Source organism: Aeromonas sanarellii, assembly GCF_000820085.1.
In the GTDB taxonomy this organism is placed as follows: Bacteria; Pseudomonadota; Gammaproteobacteria; order Enterobacterales; family Aeromonadaceae; genus Aeromonas; species Aeromonas sanarellii.
On sequence record NZ_CDBN01000038.1, the window covers coordinates 15,278 to 38,055 of the forward strand.

18 protein-coding genes are annotated in these 22,778 nt (G+C 65.9%); 12 read left to right on the forward strand and 6 right to left on the reverse strand.

Features of this window, described 5'->3' with window-relative positions; all coding sequences use genetic code 11:
* Positions 1 to 22 precede the first annotated feature (22 nt).
* From nrfB to BN1132_RS07490, 10 genes are all read left to right on the forward strand, one after another.
* Positions 23 to 655 (forward strand): cytochrome c nitrite reductase pentaheme subunit, encoded by a 633-nt coding sequence (gene nrfB / locus BN1132_RS07450; protein WP_042076464.1) that lies wholly within the window; start codon positions 23 to 25, stop codon positions 653 to 655.
* Entirely contained in the window at positions 652 to 1,332 is a 681-nt protein-coding gene (nrfC, locus tag BN1132_RS07455; RefSeq protein WP_042076465.1) for a cytochrome c nitrite reductase Fe-S protein, read from the forward strand. The genes nrfB and nrfC overlap by 4 nt, the downstream gene beginning before the upstream one ends.
* Positions 1,333 to 1,419: 87 nt before the next feature.
* Entirely contained in the window at positions 1,420 to 2,373 is a 954-nt protein-coding gene (nrfD, locus tag BN1132_RS07460) for a cytochrome c nitrite reductase subunit NrfD (protein WP_042076466.1), read from the forward strand.
* A 173-nt stretch (positions 2,374 to 2,546) separates the two neighbouring features.
* Entirely contained in the window at positions 2,547 to 4,508 is a 1,962-nt protein-coding gene (gene nrfE, locus BN1132_RS07465; RefSeq protein WP_042076467.1) for a heme lyase NrfEFG subunit NrfE, read from the forward strand.
* Positions 4,505 to 5,092: a DsbE family thiol:disulfide interchange protein gene (locus tag BN1132_RS07470; RefSeq protein ID WP_042076468.1), complete on the forward strand. Its 588-nt coding sequence runs from the start codon at positions 4,505 to 4,507 to the stop codon at positions 5,090 to 5,092. Before nrfE ends, BN1132_RS07470 begins: the two co-directional genes overlap by 4 nt.
* Complete coding sequence (gene nrfF / locus BN1132_RS07475; RefSeq protein WP_042076469.1) at positions 5,089 to 6,279, forward strand: heme lyase NrfEFG subunit NrfF; 1,191 nt, start codon at positions 5,089 to 5,091, stop codon at positions 6,277 to 6,279. Before BN1132_RS07470 ends, nrfF begins: the two co-directional genes overlap by 4 nt.
* A 349-nt stretch (positions 6,280 to 6,628) precedes the next feature.
* Positions 6,629 to 7,549 carry a serine hydrolase gene (locus tag BN1132_RS07480; RefSeq protein WP_042076471.1) on the forward strand — a complete coding sequence of 307 codons (921 nt, stop codon included), beginning with the start codon at positions 6,629 to 6,631 and terminating at the stop codon, positions 7,547 to 7,549.
* A gap of 161 nt (positions 7,550 to 7,710) precedes the next feature.
* Positions 7,711 to 7,851: a DUF2256 domain-containing protein gene (locus tag BN1132_RS19435; protein ID WP_084202667.1), complete on the forward strand. Its 141-nt coding sequence runs from the start codon at positions 7,711 to 7,713 to the stop codon at positions 7,849 to 7,851.
* Positions 7,851 to 9,371, forward strand: a complete 1,521-nt coding sequence (locus tag BN1132_RS07485) for a cryptochrome/photolyase family protein (RefSeq protein ID WP_042076473.1) — start codon at positions 7,851 to 7,853, stop codon at positions 9,369 to 9,371. Before BN1132_RS19435 ends, BN1132_RS07485 begins: the two co-directional genes overlap by 1 nt.
* Positions 9,372 to 9,524: 153 nt before the next feature.
* Entirely contained in the window at positions 9,525 to 10,778 is a 1,254-nt protein-coding gene (locus tag BN1132_RS07490; protein WP_042076475.1) for a D-amino acid dehydrogenase, read from the forward strand.
* A gap of 67 nt (positions 10,779 to 10,845) precedes the next feature.
* On the opposite strand, the gene BN1132_RS07495 is transcribed toward BN1132_RS07490, so the two are convergent.
* On the reverse strand, positions 10,846 to 11,520 hold the full coding sequence (locus BN1132_RS07495) for a TetR/AcrR family transcriptional regulator (protein WP_042076476.1): 675 nt from the start codon (positions 11,518 to 11,520) through the stop codon (positions 10,846 to 10,848).
* 166 nt (positions 11,521 to 11,686) lie between these two features.
* Between BN1132_RS07495 and BN1132_RS07500 the strand changes: the two genes are divergently transcribed.
* Positions 11,687 to 13,621 (forward strand): amidohydrolase, encoded by a 1,935-nt coding sequence (locus BN1132_RS07500; protein ID WP_042076477.1) that lies wholly within the window; start codon positions 11,687 to 11,689, stop codon positions 13,619 to 13,621.
* Between the two features lie 30 nt (positions 13,622 to 13,651).
* Here BN1132_RS07500 and BN1132_RS07505 read toward each other — a convergent pair whose 3' ends face one another.
* Both BN1132_RS07505 and metE read right to left on the reverse strand, forming a co-directional pair.
* On the reverse strand, positions 13,652 to 14,776 hold the full coding sequence (locus BN1132_RS07505; protein WP_042076479.1) for an HPP family protein: 1,125 nt from the start codon (positions 14,774 to 14,776) through the stop codon (positions 13,652 to 13,654).
* Between the two features lie 360 nt (positions 14,777 to 15,136).
* Positions 15,137 to 17,401, reverse strand: coding sequence for a 5-methyltetrahydropteroyltriglutamate--homocysteine S-methyltransferase (metE, locus tag BN1132_RS07510; RefSeq protein ID WP_042076481.1), 2,265 nt, complete (start codon positions 17,399 to 17,401; stop codon positions 15,137 to 15,139).
* 161 nt (positions 17,402 to 17,562) lie between these two features.
* Here metE and BN1132_RS07515 point away from each other — a divergent pair, with 161 nt between their 5' ends.
* Positions 17,563 to 18,498, forward strand: a complete 936-nt coding sequence (locus BN1132_RS07515) for a LysR substrate-binding domain-containing protein (protein WP_042076482.1) — start codon at positions 17,563 to 17,565, stop codon at positions 18,496 to 18,498.
* 90 nt (positions 18,499 to 18,588) lie between these two features.
* On the opposite strand, the gene BN1132_RS07520 is transcribed toward BN1132_RS07515, so the two are convergent.
* The 3 genes from BN1132_RS07520 to BN1132_RS07530 form a co-directional block, all read right to left on the reverse strand.
* Positions 18,589 to 19,335: a siderophore ferric iron reductase gene (locus BN1132_RS07520; protein ID WP_411914128.1), complete on the reverse strand. Its 747-nt coding sequence runs from the start codon at positions 19,333 to 19,335 to the stop codon at positions 18,589 to 18,591.
* A gap of 113 nt (positions 19,336 to 19,448) precedes the next feature.
* Positions 19,449 to 21,593 (reverse strand): TonB-dependent siderophore receptor, encoded by a 2,145-nt coding sequence (locus BN1132_RS07525; RefSeq protein ID WP_042076486.1) that lies wholly within the window; start codon positions 21,591 to 21,593, stop codon positions 19,449 to 19,451.
* 264 nt (positions 21,594 to 21,857) lie between these two features.
* Complete coding sequence (locus BN1132_RS07530; protein WP_042076648.1) at positions 21,858 to 22,766, reverse strand: AraC family transcriptional regulator; 909 nt, start codon at positions 22,764 to 22,766, stop codon at positions 21,858 to 21,860.
* Positions 22,767 to 22,778: the final 12 nt, after the last annotated feature.

A 22,778-nucleotide genomic window follows, 5' to 3' on the forward strand; every position in this document is an offset into this window, starting at 1 on the left:
TGCAGCCGGATGGAGGCTTCCTATGGGTGATTTAACGATGGATTTCTTACGACTGATGCTGATGGCAGCCATGCTGCTGACCAGCCTGCAGGGCCAGGCCGCCGATGCGGCAACCGCCCCGGCACCGACTACACATGAAGTGGAATTTCTGCGCAGTGCCGACAAGGCCTGCACCGACTGCCACAAGGAGCAGGTCGAAGGGATGCACGGCAAGCACGGCCAGGCGACCAACCCCAACAACCTGGCGCCGGTCACCTGCACCAACTGCCACGGTCAGCCCTCCCCCCAACACAGGGAAGGGGTCAAGGATGTGATGCGCTTTAGCGACAGCTTCAATGACAAGCAAAGCGTCCTGGCAGACAAGCAAAGCGCCTTGGCAGAAAAGCAGAGCACCGAGAGCTATCCCATCGCCGAGCAGAACGGGGTCTGCATGAGCTGTCACGAGCCCAAACCCCTGCGCGAGGCGCTCTGGGCCCACGACGTACACGCCACCAGGCTCACCTGCACCAGCTGCCACCAGCTGCACCCGGCCAAGGAGCCCATGGTGGCAATTCCGGAGAAGTCCCGCATCAAGCTCTGCGTCGACTGCCACAGCAAGCAGCATCAGGCCAAGGCAGCCAACCAGACTGCCAGCCTGGGCAAGGAGGCGCCATGAGCTGCTCTCGCCGTGACTTTATGGCGGGCATGGGCGCGGGGGCCCTTATCATGATGACGGGGCCGACTCGCGCCCTTGCCACCCCCCTCGCCCACAGCCAGACCATCGACGGGGTCCGCTATGGCATGATCCACGACGAGACGGCCTGCATCGGCTGTACCGCCTGCATGGATGCCTGCCGGGAGGTGAATCAGGTGCCGGAGGGGGTCTCGCGCCTCGAGATCCTCCGCTCCGGCCCCATCGGCACCTTCCCCGATGCCGAGTACCACTTCTTTCGCAAGTCCTGCCAGCACTGCGACAACGCCCCCTGCGTGCACGTCTGCCCCACCGGTGCCTCCCATATCCGCAAGGAGGATGGCATCGTCGACGTCAACCCGGATCTCTGCGTCGGCTGCATGTACTGTCTGGCTGCCTGCCCCTATCAGGTGCGCTTTATCAACCCTGTGACCAAGGTGGCCGACAAGTGCGACTTTTGCCGCAAGACTAACCTGGCGGCGGGCAAGGAGCCGGCGTGCGTGGAATCCTGCCCCACCAAGGCGCTGGTGTTCGGCAATCTGGATGACCCGGACAGCCCCATCGCCAAACGGCTGGTGAAGGAGACCACCTATCGCTACAAGCAGGCACTCGGCACCTCGCCCAAGATGTACCGCGTGCCCAAAGGGGAGATAACGTCATGACCATGCAAGAGGCATTTCACTTCCCCTCCCTTGTCTGGGGATTTGTCCGATCGCCATCTACCGCAGTAACAGAAGGAGGAATGGATCATGTTGCATGACGCATTTCACTTCTCCTCGCTGGTGTGGGACTGGCCCATCGCCATCTATCTCTTTCTGCTCGGCATCTCCGCTGGGGCCACCACCCTCTCGGTGCTGCTGCGCCGCAAGGGGGCCGGCAGCGAGAGCGGCATCATCAAGGCGACCGCCATTCTGGCGCCGGTGAGCGTGGTGCTGGGGTTACTGATCCTTATCTTCCATCTAGCCCGCCCCTGGACCTTCTGGAAACTGATGTTCCACTACCAGTTCGACTCCGTGATGTCGATGGGGGTCATGCTGTTTCAGGTCTACATGGCGGTGCTGTTCGCCTGGCTGGCGGTGGTGTTTCGGACCGAGATCGAGACCTTGCGCCGTCACCTGCTGCAAGAGAAGTTCGCCTTTGTGGATGATCTCATCGCTTGGCTTGCCCGCATCGAGCGGCTGCTGGCGCCGCTGTTGCTGCTGCTCGCCGTGCTGTTGGGGGCCTACACCGGCTTTCTGCTGTCGGCGCTCAAGACCTATCCGCTCTTGAACAACCCGGTGTTGCCAGTGCTGTTCCTCATCTCTGGCGTCAGCTCCGGCATCGCCTCCACCATCTTGCTGGCGGTCACCCTGTTCAAGGAGAACCATCACAGCCAGGGGGTGAGCTTCGTCCACCGCTTCGAGCGGCCGGTGCTGGCGGTGGAGGTGTTGCTGCTGGTTTGCTTCTTTACCGGCCTCTACTTCGGTGGCGACCAGAAGGAGGCAGCCATGTGGGCCGCCATCGGCAGCGGCTTCTGGGCTCAGGTGTTCTGGCTCGGGGTGGTGGGCATCGGCATGCTGCTGCCCCAGTTGCTGGCCCTGCTGGCCCCCGCACCGCTGCGGGCCAAAAACGGCTATCTGGTGCTGGTCTGCAGCCTGACCCTGGTGGGGATCCTGCTGCTGCGCTACTTCGTGCTTTATGCCGGTCAAATGACAGTCGTATAACGGTATGATCACCAGCGCCAGCCACCCTCGGGTGACTGGCGCTGGTTTGTTGCTGGCCCAATGAATTTCTGGTGATGCCACACCCGTTGCTTGGCAATGTTCCCCGCCAAAGGGAGACGACGCGGCGTGTGTGGCATGACATGAATGACATCAAAGATTGAAACGGAGGTTATGTGCTGGCGGAGCTCGGCTATCTCTCACTGTTGCTGGCGACCGGGCTCGCCCTGCTGCAAGGCACCCTGCCCTGGCTGGGGCTGCGGCTCGCCTCACGCCCGCTGCTGGGCTGCGCAACACCACTGGCCCTCCTGGTCGCGCTCCTGCTCGGGGCCGCCCTGCTGCTGCTCGCCAGCTGTTTTGGCCAGGATGACTTTACCCTGGTCTATGTGGCCCAGCACGCCAACAGCGCCCTGCCCCTTGGCTTCAAGCTGGCGGCGGTGTGGGGCGGCCACGAGGGTTCCATGCTGTTCTTCGTCTTTGCGCTGGGGCTGTGGGGCGCGCTGGTCGCCCTTTGCTCCAAGCGGATCGATCCGCTGATTAAAACCCGGGTATTGGCCATCATGGGGCTGATCGTCGGGCTGTTCGGCCTCTATACCCTGATCTTCTCCAGCCCGTTTGACCGCCAGTTCCCGGGGCCGCTGGAGGGGCGCGATCTCAACCCCATGCTGCAGGACATCGGCCTCATCATCCACCCGCCCCTGCTCTATCTCGGTTACGTCGGCTTTGCGGTCAACTTCGCCTTCGCCATGGCGGCGCTGCACTCGGGTCGGCTCGATGGCGCCGTGGCCCACTGGAGCCGACCCTGGGCGCTCGGCTCCTGGGTGTTTCTCACCGCCGGCATAGTGCTGGGTTCCTGGTGGGCCTATTACGAGCTCGGCTGGGGCGGCTGGTGGTTCTGGGATCCGGTGGAAAATGCCTCCCTCTTGCCCTGGCTGCTCGGTACCGCCCTGCTGCACGCCCTGGTGGTGTGCGAGAAGCGCGGCGCTTACGGCCATGCCGTGCTGCTGCTCTCCATCTTTACCTTTTCGCTGAGCCTGCTCGGCACCTTCGTGGTGCGCTCCGGGGTGCTCACCTCGGTACACGCCTTTGCGGTCGACCCCAGCCGCGGCCTCACCCTGCTGTTGCTGCTCGGCTTGCTATTGACCTGCGCCCTCACCCTGTTTGCCCTGCGGGCGGATATTCGCGCCCCCTATGCCCGCTTTGGCTTGCTGTCAAAAGAGGGGCTGCTCGGTGCCACCATCCTGCTGCTCAGCGTGGCCTGCGCCAGCGTGCTGCTCGGCACCTTCTACCCCATGGTGTTCCAGTCGCTCCATCTGGGCTCACTCTCGGTGGGCGCCCCCTATTTCAATACCATCTTCGTGCCGCTGGCCCTCTGCCTGATGGCGCTGATGACCCAGCTGCCGCGCCTGCGCTGGCAGCATCTGGCAGCCCAGCGCCGCATCAAGGTGCTGCTCCCATGCCTGTTCGGTCTGCTGGGGGGCGCCTTGCTGAGTCTCGCCTATCCCGAGCCGCTGCGGGCAAGCTGGCTGGGGCTTGCGGCCAACGTGCTGAGCCTCTGGCTGATGGCCAGCCTGCTGCTCCCGCTCTTGCAACCGACGTCGCTGCGCGAGCTCACCCTCAATCGGTTCGGCAGCCTGCTGGCCCACCTCGGGGTGGCGGTGTGCGCCCTCGGCATCGCACAGGTGAGTCACCACAGTCAGGAGGGGGGCGCGGTACTCGCCGCAGGCAAGCCCTATCGGCTCGGCGCCTTCGAGTTTCGCTATGAGGGGAGCGAGCCGATCATCGGCCCCAACTACACCGCCGAGCGCATCACTCTCAGCGTGCATAAGGACGATAAAGAGGTGGCGCTGCTGATGCCGGAGCGGCGCCACTACAGCGTGCGCACCATGAACATGAACGAGCCCGGCATCGCGTGGGGTCTGTTTGGCGATCTCTACGTGGTGCTTGGCGATAAGATGGGACCCGGCGCCTATGCCATGCGGCTGCACTACAAGCCGCTGGTGCGCTGGATCTGGCTCGGTGGCCTGTTGATGATGGCGGGCGGCGCCCTGCGCCTGCTCGCTCGCCGGCCGCTGCTGGCTAGCCATCCTGCGCCAGCTACCGCCCCCAACCCTCGGCTTGAACAGGAGTCCTTATGAACGCCCGTCTGCGCCTGTTCGTGCCGCTCGTGCTCACCCTGGGGCTCGGTGCCCTGCTCTGGCTCGGCCTTGGCAACAACCCCTACAGCCAGGATGAGGCCGTCGCAGGGCGCACTCTGCCTGCCTGGCAGAGTGACAATCTGCTTGGCGGCGCCCCCATCCACACCGCGGCGCTCAAGGGGGAGCCCTTCGTGCTCAACGTCTGGGCCAGCTGGTGCCCCAACTGCCGCGCCGAGCATCCGCTGCTGGGTGAGCTGGCCAGCGCCGTGCCCCTTTATGGCCTCAACTACCGGGACAAGGGGGACGCCGCCCGCGCCTGGCTCACCGAGGCGGGCAACCCCTATCGCGCCGTGCTGGCCGACCCCGACGGCCGACTCGCACTGGAGCTCGGTGTCTACGGCACGCCGGAGACCTATCTCTTCGCCGGCGACGGTACCCTGCTGACCCGCCATACCGGCCTGCTCACCCGGGAGATCTGGCAACGCCAGTTTGCCCCCCTGCTTGCAAAGGCCCGCAGCAACACCGCCAGTCAGCCCGACGTGGAGAGAGAAGTGGAGAGACAAGTGCAGGAGAGCAAGCCATGAGCCGCCTCGGCCACGCCCTGATCGCGCCGCTCTTGCTGGCATTAAGCCTCGGAGCCCTTGCCAGCGGGGTCGATACCTATGAGTTTCGCCACCCCGAGCGGCAGACCCGCGCTCAGGATCTGGCCCGCGCCCTGCGCTGCCCCCAGTGCCAGAACCAGAACCTGGTGGAGTCCAACTCCCCCATCGCCCGGGATCTGCGGCTCGAGGTCTATCGCTGGGTGGACGAGGGACAGAGCGATGAGCAGGTGATCGCCCGCATGACGGAGCGCTTCGGCGATTTCGTGCGCTACGATCCCCCCTTCAAGCGCAGCACGGCGCTGCTGTGGGGCGGCCCCGCCCTCTTGCTGTTGCTGGCCCTCAATCGCCTGCGCAGGAGCCTGCATCGCCGGCAACCGGCGCGAGTGCCGCTTATCGGCGACAGAGCCGAGGGGATGCTCGCCCACGACCCCAGGGCCGAGCTGAACCGGCTGATCATGGCCGAGCAGCAGGCGGGGCTTGCTCCCCACAGCCGCCTCTACCGGGAGCTGGAGCTGGCCCGCCTCGCCAACGCCACCCCACCTGCCGAGCAGGCCCTGCGCGATCGGCTGGCAAGGGAGCCCTCTGCCAGCGCGCTGCCCTGGCTGCAGTCATGGATACTCATTGGGACCCTGCTGCTGGCGCTGGTGACCGGTATTTATGCCGGCACCGGCCGCTATCAGGCGTGGCAGGCTTATCAGTCGCGCCCCGATCCGCTGGCAGGATTGAGCCCGCGGGATCTGCAGGACAAGGCGCTGGGCGCCCTGCACCAGCGCCTGCAAGCCAACCCCGCCGATCTCGAGGCCTGGGCGGCGCTCGGGCAGTTGTATCTGTATCGGGACGAGTACGCCAACGCCCTGCTCGCCTACCAGCGCCTCGCTCTGCAAGAGGGGGGGGCCAGCGCGGCGACCCAGGCCGCCCAGGCCACCGTGCTCTACTACCAGGCGGGTCAGCAGCTGACCCCTGAGGCGCTGCGCCTGCTCGATAGTGCGCTCAAGCAGGACAAGGGGGAAGTGAGCGCCCTGATGTTGTTCGCCTCCGATCACTTCCTGCACGGCCGCTATTCCCAGGCCATCGCCCTCTGGCAGCAGTTGCTGGACGAGGAGCGCCCCCGCATCAACCGTGCCGCGCTGATCGAGGCCATTCAGACCGCGCGGATGATGGGGGGCTGAGTCGGCCCCGACGGCTGCAAAAACGGCGCCCCCTTTTCCCTGCGCTGACGCCGTTTCCCCCGTCATCAGGGTCATTAATGGCGTTTTCGACGGGGCAATGCTTCCTGAGGTGCGAAAAGAGTCGTCAGCACGGCCATCACCGGCTTATAGTGCGCACCGTGTCGGGAGCACAACGGACCTAGGCCGGTCCGTCATGACTCCCCTGGGTGCGCCCATAGCCCCGAAGAAGGTTATTTCAAGGTGCGCCAACCCATAAAATTGAAATATCGGGCCGCCAGACGTTGTGAAGCGTCAATTACCGTCATATAACTTAGCCAAATGTCCCTGTGAGTCGTAGTAGAGTCCAATCATGAACCTTCGCCCTTTTCTTCCCCTGCTGCTCGGCGCCTTCCTCCTTCCCGCCAGCATGGAAAGCGCCCATGCCAACCCGTTTTCTGCGACCTCTTCCTCCACCAACAGCCTGCTCGAGCCCCGTACCAATCTCGCCCTGAGATCCGATGCCTACGTGGTCGCCAACCCGAAAACCGGCGAGATCCTGGCCGAACGCAACGCCAACCGGGTGATGTCCATCGCCTCCATCACCAAGCTGATGACGGCGCTGGTGGTGCTGGACGGCAACCAGCGCCTCAACGAGACCCTCACCGTCACCATGGACGACGTGGACAGACTCAAGGGCACGGGCTCGCGCCTCGCGGTGGGCTCGCGCCTGAGCCGCGCCGACATGCTGCACATTGCCCTGATGTCGTCGGAGAACCGTGCCGCCTCGGCATTGGGACGGCACTACCCGGGTGGCCGCAAGGCCTTTATCGAGGCGATGAATGCCAAGGCCCGCATGCTCGGCATGTGGAGCACCCATTTCGCCGACAGTACAGGTCTCAACCCGCGCAACGTCTCCACCGCCCACGATCTCGCCAAGCTGGCCGCCGCTGCGTCCACCTACCCGCTGATCCGCCAGTACACCGCCTCAGAGCAGCGCCTGGTGCGCAACGGCAAGCGCCAGCTGCACTATCTCAACTCCAACCGCCTGGTCCGGGAAGGCGAATGGCCCATCCTGGTCTCCAAGACCGGCTATATCCGCGAGGCGGGTCGCTGCCTGGTCATGGGCACCCGGGTCAACAACGAGCCCGTGGTCATGGTGCTGCTCCACGCCAACACCACCAATGAGCGGGTGGCCGATGCCAGAAAGATCAAGAGCTGGCTGGAAACCTCGGGCCGCATGACCCTGACCGCCCAGTCCACGCCTCCCGCCAAGCTGTTCAGCAACCAGTAACGGCCACAGAAGGCCCCCGCACCGGCAGGTGCGGGGGCCTTCTCATTGCGCCTCTCCCCTCACGAGCCGCAGCGCCGCCTTTCCCGTCCCGCGGTGATCCCATTCTGGCTGCGCTTCGTTATGCAGGCAGAGATAGGTCAACCCAGTGAACGAGGCGGAGCATGCACCTCAAACCCCATCTACCCCAGAAGATCTGTCCCGTCTGCCAGCGTCCTTTCGCCTGGCGGCGCAAGTGGGCGCGCTGCTGGCAGGAGGTGCGCTACTGCAGCGAACGCTGCCGCCGTCAGAAGGAGCACGCCTGATGGAGCTGCGCCTCATCCTCGGCGATCAGCTGAATGCCGGTCACAGCTGGTTTCGTACGCCGGATCCCAGGGTTTGCTACCTGATGGCGGAGCTGCGCCAGGAGACGGACTACTGCCGCCACCATCGCCAGAAGGTGCTCGCCTTCTTTGCCGCCATGCGCGCCTTCGCCGCCGCCCTCACCCAGGCTGGACACCGGGTCTGCTACCTGACCCTGGACGAGAGCGCCCCCTGGCCCGACTTGCCCAGCTTGCTGACGGCCCAGCTCGAAGCGCATCAGGCCGAGCGCTTTGCCTGGCAGAGCCCGGACGAGTGGCGCCTTGCGAGCCAGCTTACCCAGTGGGCTGCGGGCCTCGCCATCCCGGCCCGCGAGGTGGACAGCGAACATTTTCTCACCCCCCGTGATGGCTGGCAGCGCTACCCCCACGGCCGGATGGAGTTCTTCTACCGCGCCCTGCGAAAGCAGTACCAGGTGCTGCTCGATGAAGGCGGCCAACCCCTTGGCGGGCGCTGGAACTTCGATGACGAGAACCGCGCCAAATTACCGGCGAGCCAGCCCATCCCGACGCCCCTCACCTTTGCCAACGAGGTGAGGGAGATAGACGCCATGCTGACCCGCCACGGCGTCAGCACCATTGGCACAGCCGATGCCGACGCCCTGCCCTGGCCCGTCACCCGGCGCCAGAGCCGCGCACTGCTCGAACACTTTCTGGTGCACTGCCTGCCCCACTTCGGCCGCTATCAGGACGCCCTGAGCGAGCGGGGCTGGAGCCTGTTTCACAGCCGCTTGTCATTTTCGCTCAACAGCAAGATGCTCCATCCCCTCGAGGTGATCCGCGCAGCCGAAGCCCATTGGCGGGGCAACCAGGCCACCATTTCGCTCTCCCAGGCGGAGGGCTTCATTCGCCAGATCCTCGGCTGGCGCGAGTTCGTCCGCGCCCTCTACTGGGAGCAGATGCCGGACTATGGGCGCGTCAATTTTCTGGAGGCCGATCGCCCCCTGCCCGGCTTTTTCTGGAGCACAGAAACTAAAATGGCCTGCGTGCGCCACGCCATCCGCCAGTCTCTGGATCACGCCTATGCCCACCACATCCAGCGGCTCATGGTGACCGGCAACTTCGCCCTGCTGGCGGGTATCCACCCGGATGAGGTGGACGCCTGGTATCTGGGCATCTACGTGGACGCCATCGAGTGGGTGGAACTGCCCAACACCCGCGGCATGAGCCAGTTTGCCGATGGCGGCCTGATGGGCAGCAAGCCCTACGCCAGCAGCGGCACCTATCTGGCGCGCATGGGCCACTACTGCAAGGGGTGCCGCTATGAGGTGAAGGCCCGCAGCGGGCCGGACAGCTGCCCGTTCAACAGCCTCTACTGGCACTTTCTTTGGCGCCATCGGGACAAGCTGGGAGCCAATCCCCGCCTCACCCTCCCCTATGCCAACTGGGACGGCCAACCCGAGGCGCAGCGGCAGGCCATACTGGCGACGGCGGAGCACCATCTGCTCCACCTGGAGCGGCTCTGAATCGACCGGATTTCATGCCAGAAGGTGAGTGAATGACAACATTGAGAGCCAGTTAACAAAATGTGAATAGCAATAACCACCAATGACATCGACACCAGTTGAATATCCTGTGGCGGCTGATTAAGGTGGAGGCCCCAGTCAAGGAGAGACAAGATGGACATAGTGGTACTCGGTGGTGGCGTGGTCGGCGTGACCAGCGCCTGGTATCTGGCCAAGGCCGGTCACAAGGTGACCCTGCTGGAGCGACGTGACGGGGTGGCCCTTGAAACCAGCCATGCCAATGCGGGTCAGATCTCCCCGGGTTATGCCTCTCCCTGGGCGGCTCCCGGGATCCCCCTCAAGGCGGCCAAGTGGTTGCTGCAAAAACACGCCCCCTTCACGGTGCGCCCCACTTCGGATCCCTTCCAGCTGAGCTGGATGCTGAAGATGTTCGCCAACTGCACTCCGGCCGCCTATGCGGTCAACAAGGGGCGCATGGTGCGGCTGGCCGAATACAGCCGCGACTGCATGAAGGCCCTGAGGGAGGAGCTGGCCCTCGAGTACGAGGGACGCCAGCTCGGTACCCTGCAACTGTTCCGCAGCCAGGCCCAGCGCGATGCCAGCCAGCGCGACATCGCCGTGCTGGAAGAGTACGGCGTCCCCTACCAGTCCCTGGATGCCAGCGGCTGCGAGGAGGTGGAGCCCGCCCTGGCGCGGGTACGCGGCAAGGTGGTGGGGGGCCTGCGCCTGCCGGGAGACGAGACAGGGGACTGCTTCCGCTTCACCCGGGCCCTGGCTGACGAGGCTCGTCGGCTCGGGGTGACTTTCGTCTTCAACTGCCCCATCGACGAGGTCGAACTCGCCAAGGGGCGCGCCGTGGCGGTCCGGGCCGGCGAGCGGCGCTTCCAGGCCGACGCCATCGTCTGTGCCCTCGGCAGCTATGGCACCGGCTTCCTGCGCCCCCTCGGGATAGCGCTCCCCGTCTACCCGGTCAAGGGCTACTCCCTCACCCTGCCGATGACGGATGCCAATGGTGCCCCCCGCAGCACTGTGCTGGACGAAACCTACAAGGTGGCCATCACCCGCTTCGACGAGCGGATCCGGGTCGGCGGCATGGCCGAACTCTCGGGCTTCAACCTGGCGCTCAACCCCAAGCGCCACGACACCCTGGCCATGGTGGTAAGAGACCTCTTCCCCGAAGGGGGCGATCTCGCGCAGGCCAGCTTCTGGACCGGGCTGCGCCCCATGACCCCGGACGGCACGCCCCTGGTGGGCCCGAGCCCCATCCCCGGGCTCTGGCTCAACACCGGCCACGGCACCCTGGGCTGGACCATGGCGGCGGGATCGGGCCAGTTGCTCAGCGATCTCATCTCGGGCAGCGCCCCCGCCATCAGCGACGAGGGGCTGACCCTGGCCCGCTACGGCTAGCTCTGCCACCGGGTTCAGACGAGAGAGGGAGTGCCAGGCACTCCCTCTCTCGTATTTTCACGCCTCGTCAGGGCACGGGTACCAGCCCGGGCAGGGAGTGCCAGACCCGCGCCGGATCCGGCTCGGCGATGGCCGTCGCCACCAGTTGCTCGCTCCAGCGCCGATGGAGTTGCCACAGTGCGCTGCCCGCCTCCCCCTGCCCCTTGGTACACTGCCTGGCCACGTCTGCGGTGCGGTAGAAATAGCGCACCAGGGTGGTGAGCTCGGGCTCTGGCCAGCGGCAGCCGAAATGGCGCAGCCGCTCGGACCAGAACGCAATCTGGCGCCCCTCGTGCTCCTGCTCCACCTGGTGCAGGGCGGGGATGAGATCCATCGCCTGCCACAGCGCCCCGTAGCCAACGAAGCGCGCGTCCAGCGCCTCCAGCGCCTCATCCAGCAGCAGGAGTGTCTGCGGCCAGCTGTCGGCCTGCGTGCGGATGGCCTCCTGGGCCTCGCACACCGCCGAAAGCCAGGCCATGGCCAGCTGGCAGATGATCGCCTCCTTGTTGGGGTAGAGATGGTAGAGGGACTTGATCCCCACCCCGGCCCGGGCGGCGATGGCATTGGTGTTGAGGGCCGCGAACCCCTGCTCCTGCAGCAGATCCAGGGTGGCCTGCTCGATACGCGACGCCACCTCCTGACTGCGCTGCTGCCTGGGCTGGCGCCGCATGCAGAGGCCGTCAGGCAGCGAATGTTCCCCCATCCCGTTTCTCCCACCATGGTGACTGTCTTTCATAACTACATGATGAGACAAGATAAACACAAGTCAAAAAAAGTGCAGCAATCACTGGCATTTTTGCCAAAGGCTGCAATAACCATAGGTGCCCATATTTGCAGTAATCACTGCAATCAACCCAGGAGAGCACGCTATGGATAGCCCATTCCCCCCCTTCAGGCCGGGTCTCATCGCCCTGCTGGCCGGCACCCTGCTGATCGGCTGCCAGCAGGACAGCAGTGAACCGCCGCCGGCCAACACCCTCTACCTCAACGCCAGGATCCACACCCAGGATGACGCCCGCAGCCAGGCCGAGGCCATGGTGGTGCAGGGCGGCAAGTTCACCTATGTGGGCTCCCGCGAAGGGGCCGAGGCCCTCAGGAACCAGGCCACCCGGGTGGTGGATCTGCAGGGCAGGATGGTACTGCCCGGCCTGCACGACAACCACATCCACCTGCTCGGCACTGTGGCGCTCGACATGTGCGATCTGGACGGCGAGGCCGTCAATCTGGATCAGCTCGCGGCCAAGGTCAGGGAGTGCCTGCCCCGCTACGCCCCCGAGAAGGGGGACTGGCTGGTGGTCAACCAGTGGTCCCCCTATGACGGCAACGCCCCCACCGCCGCCCATGCCACCCTGCTCGCGGCCCTGGACGCGGCGGCGCCGGACAATCCCGTGATGCTGGCCGGGGTCGACGGCCACGCCGGCGGTTACAACAGCCTGGCGCTGGCCCAGGCGGCGGACAAGGATGGCAATGTGGTCGGCTTCAACCCTGCCACCCTGGCGCCCGGCGGCGTGTTCGAGGCCTTCATCCCCTATGTGGATCTGGCCAGCGGCGTCGTGCGGGACGCCGCCCGCAGCGCCATCGCCGTGCCCGACACCGGGGTGCTGAGCGCAAGCGGCGAGCAGGCCGCGGCCCAGTACGACCAGATCCTCCCCGCCATCGCCGAGCTGATGGCGTCCCGCGGCATCACAGGGGTGCAGGACGCCTGCGCCAACGACTTCATCCGCGATCGGCTGCGCACCATGCAGGAGCAGGGGCTGCTGCACATGAGGATCAACGCCGCCACCTGCTTCCACCAGGATGACTACGCCGGCAGGCTGGACATCGAGGGGCACCTGGCCAAGGCGAACCAGGTGCGCGATGCCTTCGCAGGCAACCCCCTGATAAAGGCCGACACGGTGAAGATCTTCCTCGACGGGGTGCTGGAAGGGGATCCCTTCACCACGCCCCCCTTCCTGCCCAACGCCGGCATGCTGGAGAACTACCTGCACCCACACCTCGCCATGGACCCCGCCAGCGGCGAGGTGAGCATCACCGCGGACAGCGAGGACGCAGGCAGCAACGGCATCGTCAACTACCGGGAGGCGGATCTGGCGCGCTACGTCACGGCGCTGGATGAAGCCGGTTTTGGCATCCACATGCACAGCATCGGCGATCGCAGCACCCGCGTGGCCCTCGATGCCCTGGAGGCGGCCCGCGCCCACCACGGCGACAGCGGCATTCCCCACACCCTGGCCCATCTGCAGGTGGTGCATCCGGACGATCAGCGCCGCCTCGGCGCGCTCGGCCTCTACCTCACCTTCACCTACGCCTGGACCACACCCCAGCTCGCCTACGACATGCTGGTCACCCCCTTCATCCAGCCAGGCAAGGCGGGGCAGCCCCTCACCGAGGCGCTCTACGATCCTCAGGGCTACCTGCACGGCGCCCTCTACCCGGTCGAGAGCAGCCGCAAGGCGGGAGCCGTGCTGGTGGCCGGCAGCGACGCCCCGGTGGACAGCCGGGATCCGCGCCCGTTCGAGAACATGGCGGCCGGCATAGTGCAGGCAGCCAGCAGCGGCGATGAGTATCGCGCCAGCCAGCGCACCTCGCTGACCGAGATGCTGGCCGCCTACACCATCAACGGGGCCAGGGCGGTACGACAGGGGGACATCACCGGCTCCATCGAGGCGGGCAAGTCGGCGGACTTCATCGTGCTGGACCGGGATCTGTACGCCCTGGTCCAGGCCGGCACCCCGGAGCGGATCGCGGACACCCGGATCGAGCAGACGGTCTTCATGGGGGAGACCGTCTACCGCAAACCCTGAACGACACGGGCCCCTCGCGGGGCCCGTTTCTTATGGTTCGCTGGCGGGAGCCCCCTCTTTCGCCATTCCGGGTTTCAGGGCCAGGGTGAAGAGGGCCGCCACCATGTCGGACTGAGTGATGATCCCCACCAGTTTGTCCCCCTCCACCACCGGTATGTGGTGCAGGCCGCCGTCGGAGAAGGCCTCCACCAGATCGTAGAGCGGCTGGTAGCGCCGCGCCGTGCGCACCTCCCGGGTCATCAGATCCGCCACCCTCAGCCGCTCGAGCTCGGCGCGTACCCTGGGCTGGCGGCCTGCCCGGTCGATCATCAGATCGTGCAGGGTGATGATGCCGACCAGCCTGCCCTCCTCGTCCGCCACCGGCAGCGCCTTGATCTGGTGGTGGGAGAGCAGGTGCCAGGCGGTCATGGCAAACGCTGTCGGCGCCGTGACGACGAGATCCCGCGACATCACATCCTGGCAGCGCACCGTGCCCACCCGCCCCCGCAGGGCGTGCAACTGGGCCTCCTGCAGCAGCTCCTGCAGATCCTGGCGGCTGATGTCCAGCAACTCCCCGTGCTTCTCCAGGGCGAAGTCGATGTCCCCGGTGGCGAGCCGGGCGCTCGGCTGGGGATCCGCGGTCTGGTGGCGATTGGGGGCCACCTTGCCGCCATGGGGATAACGGCGTCCCAGCAGCCGGTTGTAGAGCAGCCCCAGACTCAGCAGCAACAGGGAGTTGAGCAGCACCGGCAGCAAGACGTAACTCACCCCCAGCGCCCGGATCCCCTCACCGCCGATCACGGCGGTCAGGGCCACGGCGCCGCCGGGCGGGTGCAGACTGCGGGTGAGGAACATGGCGGCGATGGCCAGCATCACCGCCAGGGCCGAGGCGAGGGCCATGTCCGGCACTAGGCTGGCACTCAATACCCCCATCAGCGCCGACACCCCGTTGCCCACCAGGATGGACCAGGGCTGGGCCAGGGGGCTCGCCGGGGCGGCAAACAGCAGCACGGCGGAGGCCCCCATGGGGGCGATGAGCCAGTGCACCTCGAGCCCCAGCCCCCACCGGCACAGCCAGGCGGTGCCCAGCAACCCGACGAGGGCGCCGAGGGCGCCGTAACAACTCTCTTTGAGGCTGGTATTGGTCGATACCGGCAAGAAATCCCTGAACTGCATCCTGCTCCCGCTGACGATAAGATTTATTTGAAATGCGCAATTCTAGCCATTTCTCCCCGCCCAGCACCAGCGTGGGCGTCATCGCGGCCTCAGGATCCCGGCGCCCCGGGCCCGGCACGCCTCAATCCGGTGATCGGGGGTCGCAATGCCCCTCGACATCCGCTGGCTGCCTGGGCGCGTGGACGGCCCCTGAGGCTCGGGTGCCGCGCCGCTCACCAGGCCGCCTCCCGAGAAGGACGCCACCACGCAAAAAAGAGGGAAGGCCTCGGCCTCCCCTCCCTCATTGCGCGGGTTTTACTCGTTATCGGTGCTTGGACCCACTGGATGCCTGTGTCGCCTGGCCGGTCAGATTCCCGCGGCTCAGGCCAGCTCGGCGCGCAGCGCCTTGGTGGCATCGACCATCACCTTCAGAGCTGCGGTGGTCTCTTCCCAGCCGCGGGTCTTGAGGCCGCAGTCCGGGTTGACCCAGAGCCGGTCTGCCGGGATTTGTTGCGCAGCCTTGCGGATGAGGTCTTCAATCCAGCCCTGGCTCGGTACGTTCGGCGAGTGGATGTCGTAGACGCCCGGACCGATCTCGTTGGGGTAGTTGAAGCGCTCGAACGCTTCGAGCAGCTGCATCTGGCTGCGGCTGGTCTCTATGGTGATCACATCCGCGTCCAGCGCCGCCACAGCCTCTATGATGAGGTTGAAGTCGCTGTAACACATGTGGGTGTGGATCTGGGTGCTGTCCGCCACAGGGCTTGCACTCAGGCGGAAGGCGCGCACCGCCCAGTCGAGATAGGCCTGGTGATCCTGCTTGCGCAGGGGCAGCCCTTCGCGGATCGCCGGTTCGTCGATCTGGATGATCTTGATGCCGGCGGCTTCCAAGTCAGCCACCTCGTCGCGAATGGCGAGGCCAATCTGCAGGGCGGACTGCTCGCGGCTCACGTCTTCGCGCGGGAAGGACCAGCAGAGAATGGTCACGGGCCCGGTCAGCATCCCCTTCACCGGCTTGTCGGTCAGGCTCTGGGCAAACTTCGTCCACTCAAGGGTCATGGGGGTCGGACGGTCGATGTCCCGGGTGATCACCGGCGGCTTGACGCAGCGGGAGCCATAGCTCTGTACCCAGCCAAAGCGGGTGATGGCAAAGCCGTCCAGCAGCTCCCCGAAATACTCCACCATGTCGTTGCGCTCCGCTTCACCGTGCACCAGCACGTCCAGCCCGATGGCCTCCTGGCGCTCGATGGCGTCCTTGATCTGGGCCTGGATGCCCGCCTCGTAGGCCTGGTCATCGATGCGCCCGGCACGCCAATCCTGACGCAGCACCCGGATTTCAGAGGTCTGCGGGAAGGAGCCGATGGTGGTGGTGGGCAGGAGCGGCAGCTTCAGATCCGAGCGCTGCGCGTCGGCACGCACCGGGTAGGCGCTCTGGCGATCGAAGTCACTGTTGGTCAGGCTGGCGAGCCGTGACTGCACCGCACGCTTGTGAACCCGGCTGTCAGACTCCCGATCCACGATGGGCTGGCTGTAGGCCGCAATCTTGTCCAGATCCCCGCCATCCAGGTAGTCCGCCAGCAGTCCCAGCTCATAGCACTTTTGCAGGGCGAAGGCGAACCAGCTGCGGGTCTGGGGATCCAGCTCGTGCTCCAGGGTCAAATCCACCGGGCTGTGCAACAGGGAGCAGGAGGAGGCCACCCAGAGGCGCTCGCCGAGCCTCTCTTTCAATGCCTTGAGGGTCGGCGCCAGCCTGGCCAGGTTGGCGCGCCAGACGTTGCGGCCGTTGATGACGCCAGCGGAGAGCACCCACTGGGCCGGTAAATGCGGAACGAGCGTCTCTAGCTGCTCGGGGGCTGCCACCAGATCCAGGTGCAGGCCGTCCACCTTCAGGCTGGTGATGATGTCGCGCTGATGAGCCACCGAACCGAAATAGGTGGTGAGCAGCAGCTTGCAGGGGCCGCTCAGGCGCTCATACGCCTTGAGGTAGGCGAGGCGCCACTCATCCGGCAGGTCCAGCGCCAGGGCCGGCTCGTCGATCTGTACCCACTCCACCCCCTGGGACGCCAGTTTGGCCAGGATCTCCTGGTAGACGATCAGCAGGCGATCCAGCAGTTCGAGACGGGAGAAGCCGCTCTCTTTCTCCTTGCCGAGCCACAGGTAGGAGACGGGGCCCAGCAACACCGCCTTGACCGGCAGCCCCAGGGCCTTGGCCTCTTCCACCTCGTCAAAGAGCTGGCTCCAGCCCAGCTTGAAGCGCTGGTCACGGTAAAATTCCGGCACCAGGTAGTGGTAGTTGGTGTTGAACCACTTGGTCATCTCGGCAGCCGCCGCCGCCGGGCCGGTCGGCGCACGGCCACGGGCCACCCGGAACAGGGTGTCGAGGTCGGTGTCGCCGTGGCGGTGACGGGCAGGCACGGCGTCCACCAGCAGGCTGGTACCCAGCACCTGATCGTACCAGGCAAAATCCCCCACCGGCAGCAGGTTGACCCCGGCGGTACGCTGGGCATGCCAGTGGCGCTCACGCAGACTCTTGCCCACGGCGAGGAGTTCGCTCTGGGTGGTCTCGCCACGCCAGTAGGATTCGAGGGCAAATTTCAGTTCGCGCTTGGCGCCGATACGGGGAAAGCCCAGGGTGTGTGCGCAGGTCATAGGTCCAATTCCTTATGCTCGTTTATCTGATGAGGATCTGGATTGTTTGGCCATCCAGATGTTTACACATCCAAAATGACAAGATAAGGTGGCCCTGGCTATTGAATCCTCTTCAACTGGCTCTCAAGAATTTCTCAACTGACGCACAAAGGAGCAGTGCCATGGTCGCGCCCACCCCATCCAGCCCCCCTCAGAGCAGCAATCCGGGCATCGATCTCAAACACCTGAAGACCATCAGCGCCCTGGCGGAGCAAGGGTCCCTGGCCGGGGCCGCGCTCACCCTCAACCTCACCCAGTCCGCCCTCTCCCACCAGCTCAAGGAGCTGGAGACCCGCCTCAATCTGGAGCTGTTTCTTCGAAAGAGTCGCCCCCTGGTGCTGACGGCGGCAGGCCAGCATCTGCTGGCCCTGGCCCGTCAGGTGCTACCCGCCCTGGCCCAGACCGAGCGCCAGTTGCTGGCCCTGCATAGCGGAGAGGCGGGCAGGCTGCACCTGGCGCTGGATTGCCACAGCTGCATCCAGTGGCTGCTGCCGCTGTTGCCGGACTTTCGTCGCCAGTGGCCCGGGGTGGATCTGGAGGTCGAATCGGTCCCCGGCTTCGATGCCATCAGCGCCCTGCTCGGCGGCCAGCTCGACCTGCTGCTCACCTCGGATGTGCAGGCCCGCGGGGATCTCCACTTCGACCCCCTGTTCGCCTTCGATCTCGAACTGGTGATGGCGCCGGATCACCCCCTCTGCCAGCAGAGTGGCATCGCGCCGGACGACTTGCGCGCCGAGGTGCTGCTGGTCTACCCGGTGGAGCGGGCCCGCATGGACGTGTTCAGCCGCTTCCTGCAACCCGCCGGGGTGGAGCCCGCCCGCTGCAAGCCGGTGGACAACACCTCCGTCATGCTGCAGATGGCTGCCGCTAGCCTCGGGGTCGCCGCCCTGCCCCGCTGGGCCAGCGAGGAGTTTGTCCACCAGGGGTTGCTCCAGGCCAGGCCCCTGGGCGGCGGGATCCGCCGCCATATGTATGGCGCCGTGCGCGCCGCCGACCGGGATCAGCCCTGCCTACAGAGCCTGTTCGAACGCATTCGCACCCGGATGGCCGCGCAGTAACAGGGCATGAAAAAGCCGCCCCTCGGGGCGGCCAGATGCCACAGGCGCAGGGCCGTGGCGTCACGACCCCTTGCTGCCCACTCTTCCTGCTTAAGTCTCCACCCCATCGCAACTGCCCTGGCCGTGTCGCCGTGGACAGTTGTCGCACAGCTCCCCGTCCCGGCGCTTGTAGTGCAGACAGCAGCGCTGGCGCACATAGCCGGGGAAGACCGCCTCCAAAGGCCGCGCTGCCTCGCGCCAACCCGCCAGATGCGAGGCCGGCAGGCCGCAGGCGGCAAGCCAGCGCGGTGCATGAGCTGACACCTCGTCCCGGCTCACCTCTCCAAAGAAATCGGGCACCCTGACCAGGGCCGCCAGCAGATCGTCCGCCAGGAGCGGATGCACGAAGCCGGGCCGCAGTCGCTGCACCCCGGCAAACAGCTCGAACAGCTGCTGCCAGTGGCTGCGCAGCCGAGAGCCCGCCGCCTTGATCAACACATCGACCTCCCCCTTGATCATGGGCTCCCGGGGCAGGCAGAAGCCGGACACCAGCCCGGCCTCATACCCCTGCCCCAGTCTGTCCAGCGCGGGCACGGCGCCGACCCGATAGACGGCCACCATGGCCAGATAGATGGACTGCCAGCAGAGCATGCCCCAGCTGCGGGTCAGCCAGTAGGCGGGGCCCGCCTCCGGGTGTGCCTGCCGCCAGTGGGCATGGAGGGCGGCCGCCACCTCGGTCGGGGTCGCCTCGGTGTGAGTGGCCAGCAACGGAGGCCGACTCCCCGCCGCCAGTCCCTGCCCCCTGAGGGAGGGGATCAGGCTGGCCGCCGCCGCAAACAGGGTGTCGTGATCCGCCACCAGGGTGCGCTCGGCATGCAGTGCCAGCGCCCCCAGGCCCCGTGGCAGGACGTGCTTGCGGTCATCGCCGCCCGCAGAGGGTGAATGCCCCGGACGCAGCCCGGGGCGCAGGGTCAGAATGCGTATTTGAGTCGAGCCTCCAGGTTGCGCTGTGCCCCGAACCAGCAGTTGTTCTGGTCGTAGCAGGAGTAGTAGGTCTTGTTGAGCAGGTTGCTGGCGCTGAGCGACACCCCCACCCCCTTCAGGCTCGCGCTGAGGGCGGCGAGATCGTAGGAGGCGGACATGTCCATCAGCAGGTAGTCCGGCACCTTGTCGGTGTTGGCGGCATCCATCTCGGCCTCCCCCACGTAGCGCAGGCCGGCGCCCACCCGCATCCCCTCCAGGCTGCCGCCCAGCAGGTAGTTGCTCCAGAGCGACGCCATCTGCTCGGGCACCCAGACCGGGGTCTTGCCCTGCAGGCTGGTGGTGTCACGGGTGATCTCCATGTCGATGAGGGTGTAGCTGAAAGCCAGGTCCAGCCGGCTGGTGAGATCGGCACGCCCCTCCAGCTCGACCCCCTTGGAGACGGTCTCGCCGGTCTGCAGCTTGGGCCCGTAGACGTTGTCCGGATCCGTGACCAGGGCGTTCTCCTTGGTGATATGGAAAGCAGCGACAGTAAAGGTCTTGCTCATGTCCTCGGAGAGGAACTTGAGCCCCCCCTCCCACTGGTGGCCGGTGGCCGGCTTGAACGCCTTGCCGTCCTTGTCTGCCCCCGGCACCGGCTCGAAGCTCTCGGCGTAACTCACATAGGGCGAGAGACCGTTATCCAGCTCATAGAGGGCCCCCAGGCGGAAGGAGAGGTTGTCCTGATCGATCTGGGCCAGGGACTGGCTGGCCGCCCCCAGGTAGAGGGTATGGCTGTCGGTGTCCATCCGGTAGCGGTCGTAACGGGCGCCACCGATGGCCACCAGGCGGTCGAGGCGCACCTGATCCTGCAGATAGACACCGGTCTGGGACTGGCGGATCACCTTCTGATCCTGGTAGTTGAAGGTGAGTGCTCCCGGCACTATCTGGCTGTGGTCCGGATTGAAGATGTCGATACTGGGGGACGAGTAGTCGAGGGTGTCCCGGTAGAGGATGTGGGCATCCAGGTACTGGTAGTCGACCCCGAGCAGCAGGTTGTGCTGGGCCGCGCCGGTCTGCACCTTGCCCGCCAGCTGGTTGTCGATGACAAAGCCGCGGGAGTCTTCGTCCGTCAGGTAGGCGTTGCGCGCCAGGGTGCGGTTGTCCGCCGCCAGGGCCGCATTGTAGGTGTTGCGCTGGTAGGCGGAGGCATCCATGTAGCGGGCATTTTGCAGCAGCTGCCAGTCGGGGTTGAGCTCGTGGCTCAGCTTGTAGCCGAGCAGGGTCACGTCCCTGTTGTATTCGTTCCAGTTCTCGTCGCCGAGGAAGGTGTCGCTACCGAGCTGCCCCAGGGGATTGCTCTTGACCGAGCCGCTGGCGGGCACTGTGGTGTAGATGCCGGCGGCGGGATCCTTCTGGTAGTAGAGGTTGAGGTTCAGCAGGGTGCGCTCGCCGAGCTGCCAGTCCAGGGAGGGGGCGAACACGTAGCGCTCCTCTTCGGAGGTCACCGCCTGGCCCTCCTTCTGGCGGGCCAGTCCCACCACCCGGTAGGCGAACCTGTCGTCGATGGTCCCGGTGCTGTCCAGGGTCATCTCCTTGAGTGCGCCGGTGCCGGTCGCCAGGCTCACGTTGTGGCTGGCCTCCCGCTGGGGGCGCTTGGCGATGAGGTTGACCATGCCACCGGGGGGCATGCTGCCATAGAGCACCGAGGTCGGCCCCTTGAACACCTCCAGCTGCTCCATGGCCACCGGATCTATCTGGGGTTGCAGGTTCCACTCGTTGTATTGCAACAAGAGACCGTCATAGAAGTTCTGGTAGTTGTCAAAGCCGCGGATGTTGAACAGATCCAGCCGGTTGACCGCCCCGCCCCGCAGCTCGGTATTGACGCCGGGCACGTAGCGCAGCGCCTCGCTCACCGAGCTCACCCCCCGCTGCTCCAGCGTCTCGCCGTCCACCACGGAGATCGCCTGGGGCGTTTCGATGGGGTCGAGCCGGGTCTTGGTCGCCGTGTTGCGATAGGTCTGACCCAGCACGGTCAAGGTCTCGTCGGCGCGCGCCGCTTCGGTGCTCGCGGGAGCGGCGGCCAGCGCCGGGCCGGCCAACAAGGTGGAGATGGTCGCGGCGACCACGGTCAATGGGGGGTGAACAAGTTGCATCTGATCCTCGACTGCCTACTGCACGTGAATAGTAACAAATATCATTTGCATTTTATTGTTCTATTTCTCCCCGAAATTAACAATTTGGGGCATCTTGGCGGGAAAAGCGGAGAAATCAGGAGGAAGTCAGCCTCAACCGACAACATCCATCGGCAACGGGCGGCACGGGTGGGTTCAAATGGTCATCTGTCTCGGGCTCGATACGCCTTGGGTCCGGGGGCGCAGACTGATGACACCCGGCATCAGGGCGGCAGGAGCAGGCGATCAAGGCTCTTCGCAAGGGGCGATGGGCAACCAGTACTCCATGCGGGCGTCCGGCTGCCTGGCGTCGAAACCGGGGGGATAGCGCTCCAGCTCGAAGCCATCCAGCCCCCGGTAGGAGGAGCCCGGCAGCCAGTGTTGGATGAACCAATTGAGACTCTGCCCCAGTTGCTCGATGGGGCCCAGGTGAGTGAGCACCGCATACTCCTGGGCCGGCACCTCGAGGCGCGACAGACCTGGCGGCGGTGTCCCCTCCCCGGCCGCCATCCCGGCCCAGTAGGGCAACCTCGGCCCCGCCCCCGAGACGTCCACCACACCCAGCCATTCCCTCGACGGGCACAGACCGCCGGCCTCCCGCAGGGCATGCCAGATGGCGGGCACCGTCTGCTGGAAGTCGGGCTCCTTCGCAAAGAGGCCCAGGATCTCCCCCCTGACGCCGTGCAGGGTGAAGCCGGGCTGGCTCTCGATCCGCACCTGCACCAGCCTGGGCGGGGTGGGCAGCGCCGCCGCCCGCACCAGCGGGGTGCGCAACCCCAGCCGCAGGCCGCGCTTGCGATAGGCCAGGGGCGAGCAGCCAAACTGCTGCTTGAAGGCGCGGCTGAAGCTCACCTCTGAACCAAAGCCATGGCTGAGCGCCAGATCCAGCACCCGCTGCCGGGTCGAGAGCAGCGCCTCCGCCGCCTGGCTCAGCTTGAGTTCGCGCACATAGTGGGCCACCGTCTGGCCGGTCTCGTGCAGGAACACCCGCTGCAGCTGCCAGCGGGACCAGCAGCTCTGCTCGGCCAGCAGCTCCAGGGAGAGCACCTGATCCAGGTTGGCGTGAATATAGTCCAGCACCCGCTCGATGCGAGTGAGGTGGGCATGTGCCTCGGGCGCCTGGCCTGGGGATGGAAGTGGGGATGTCGGTATCATGATGCGCTCGAG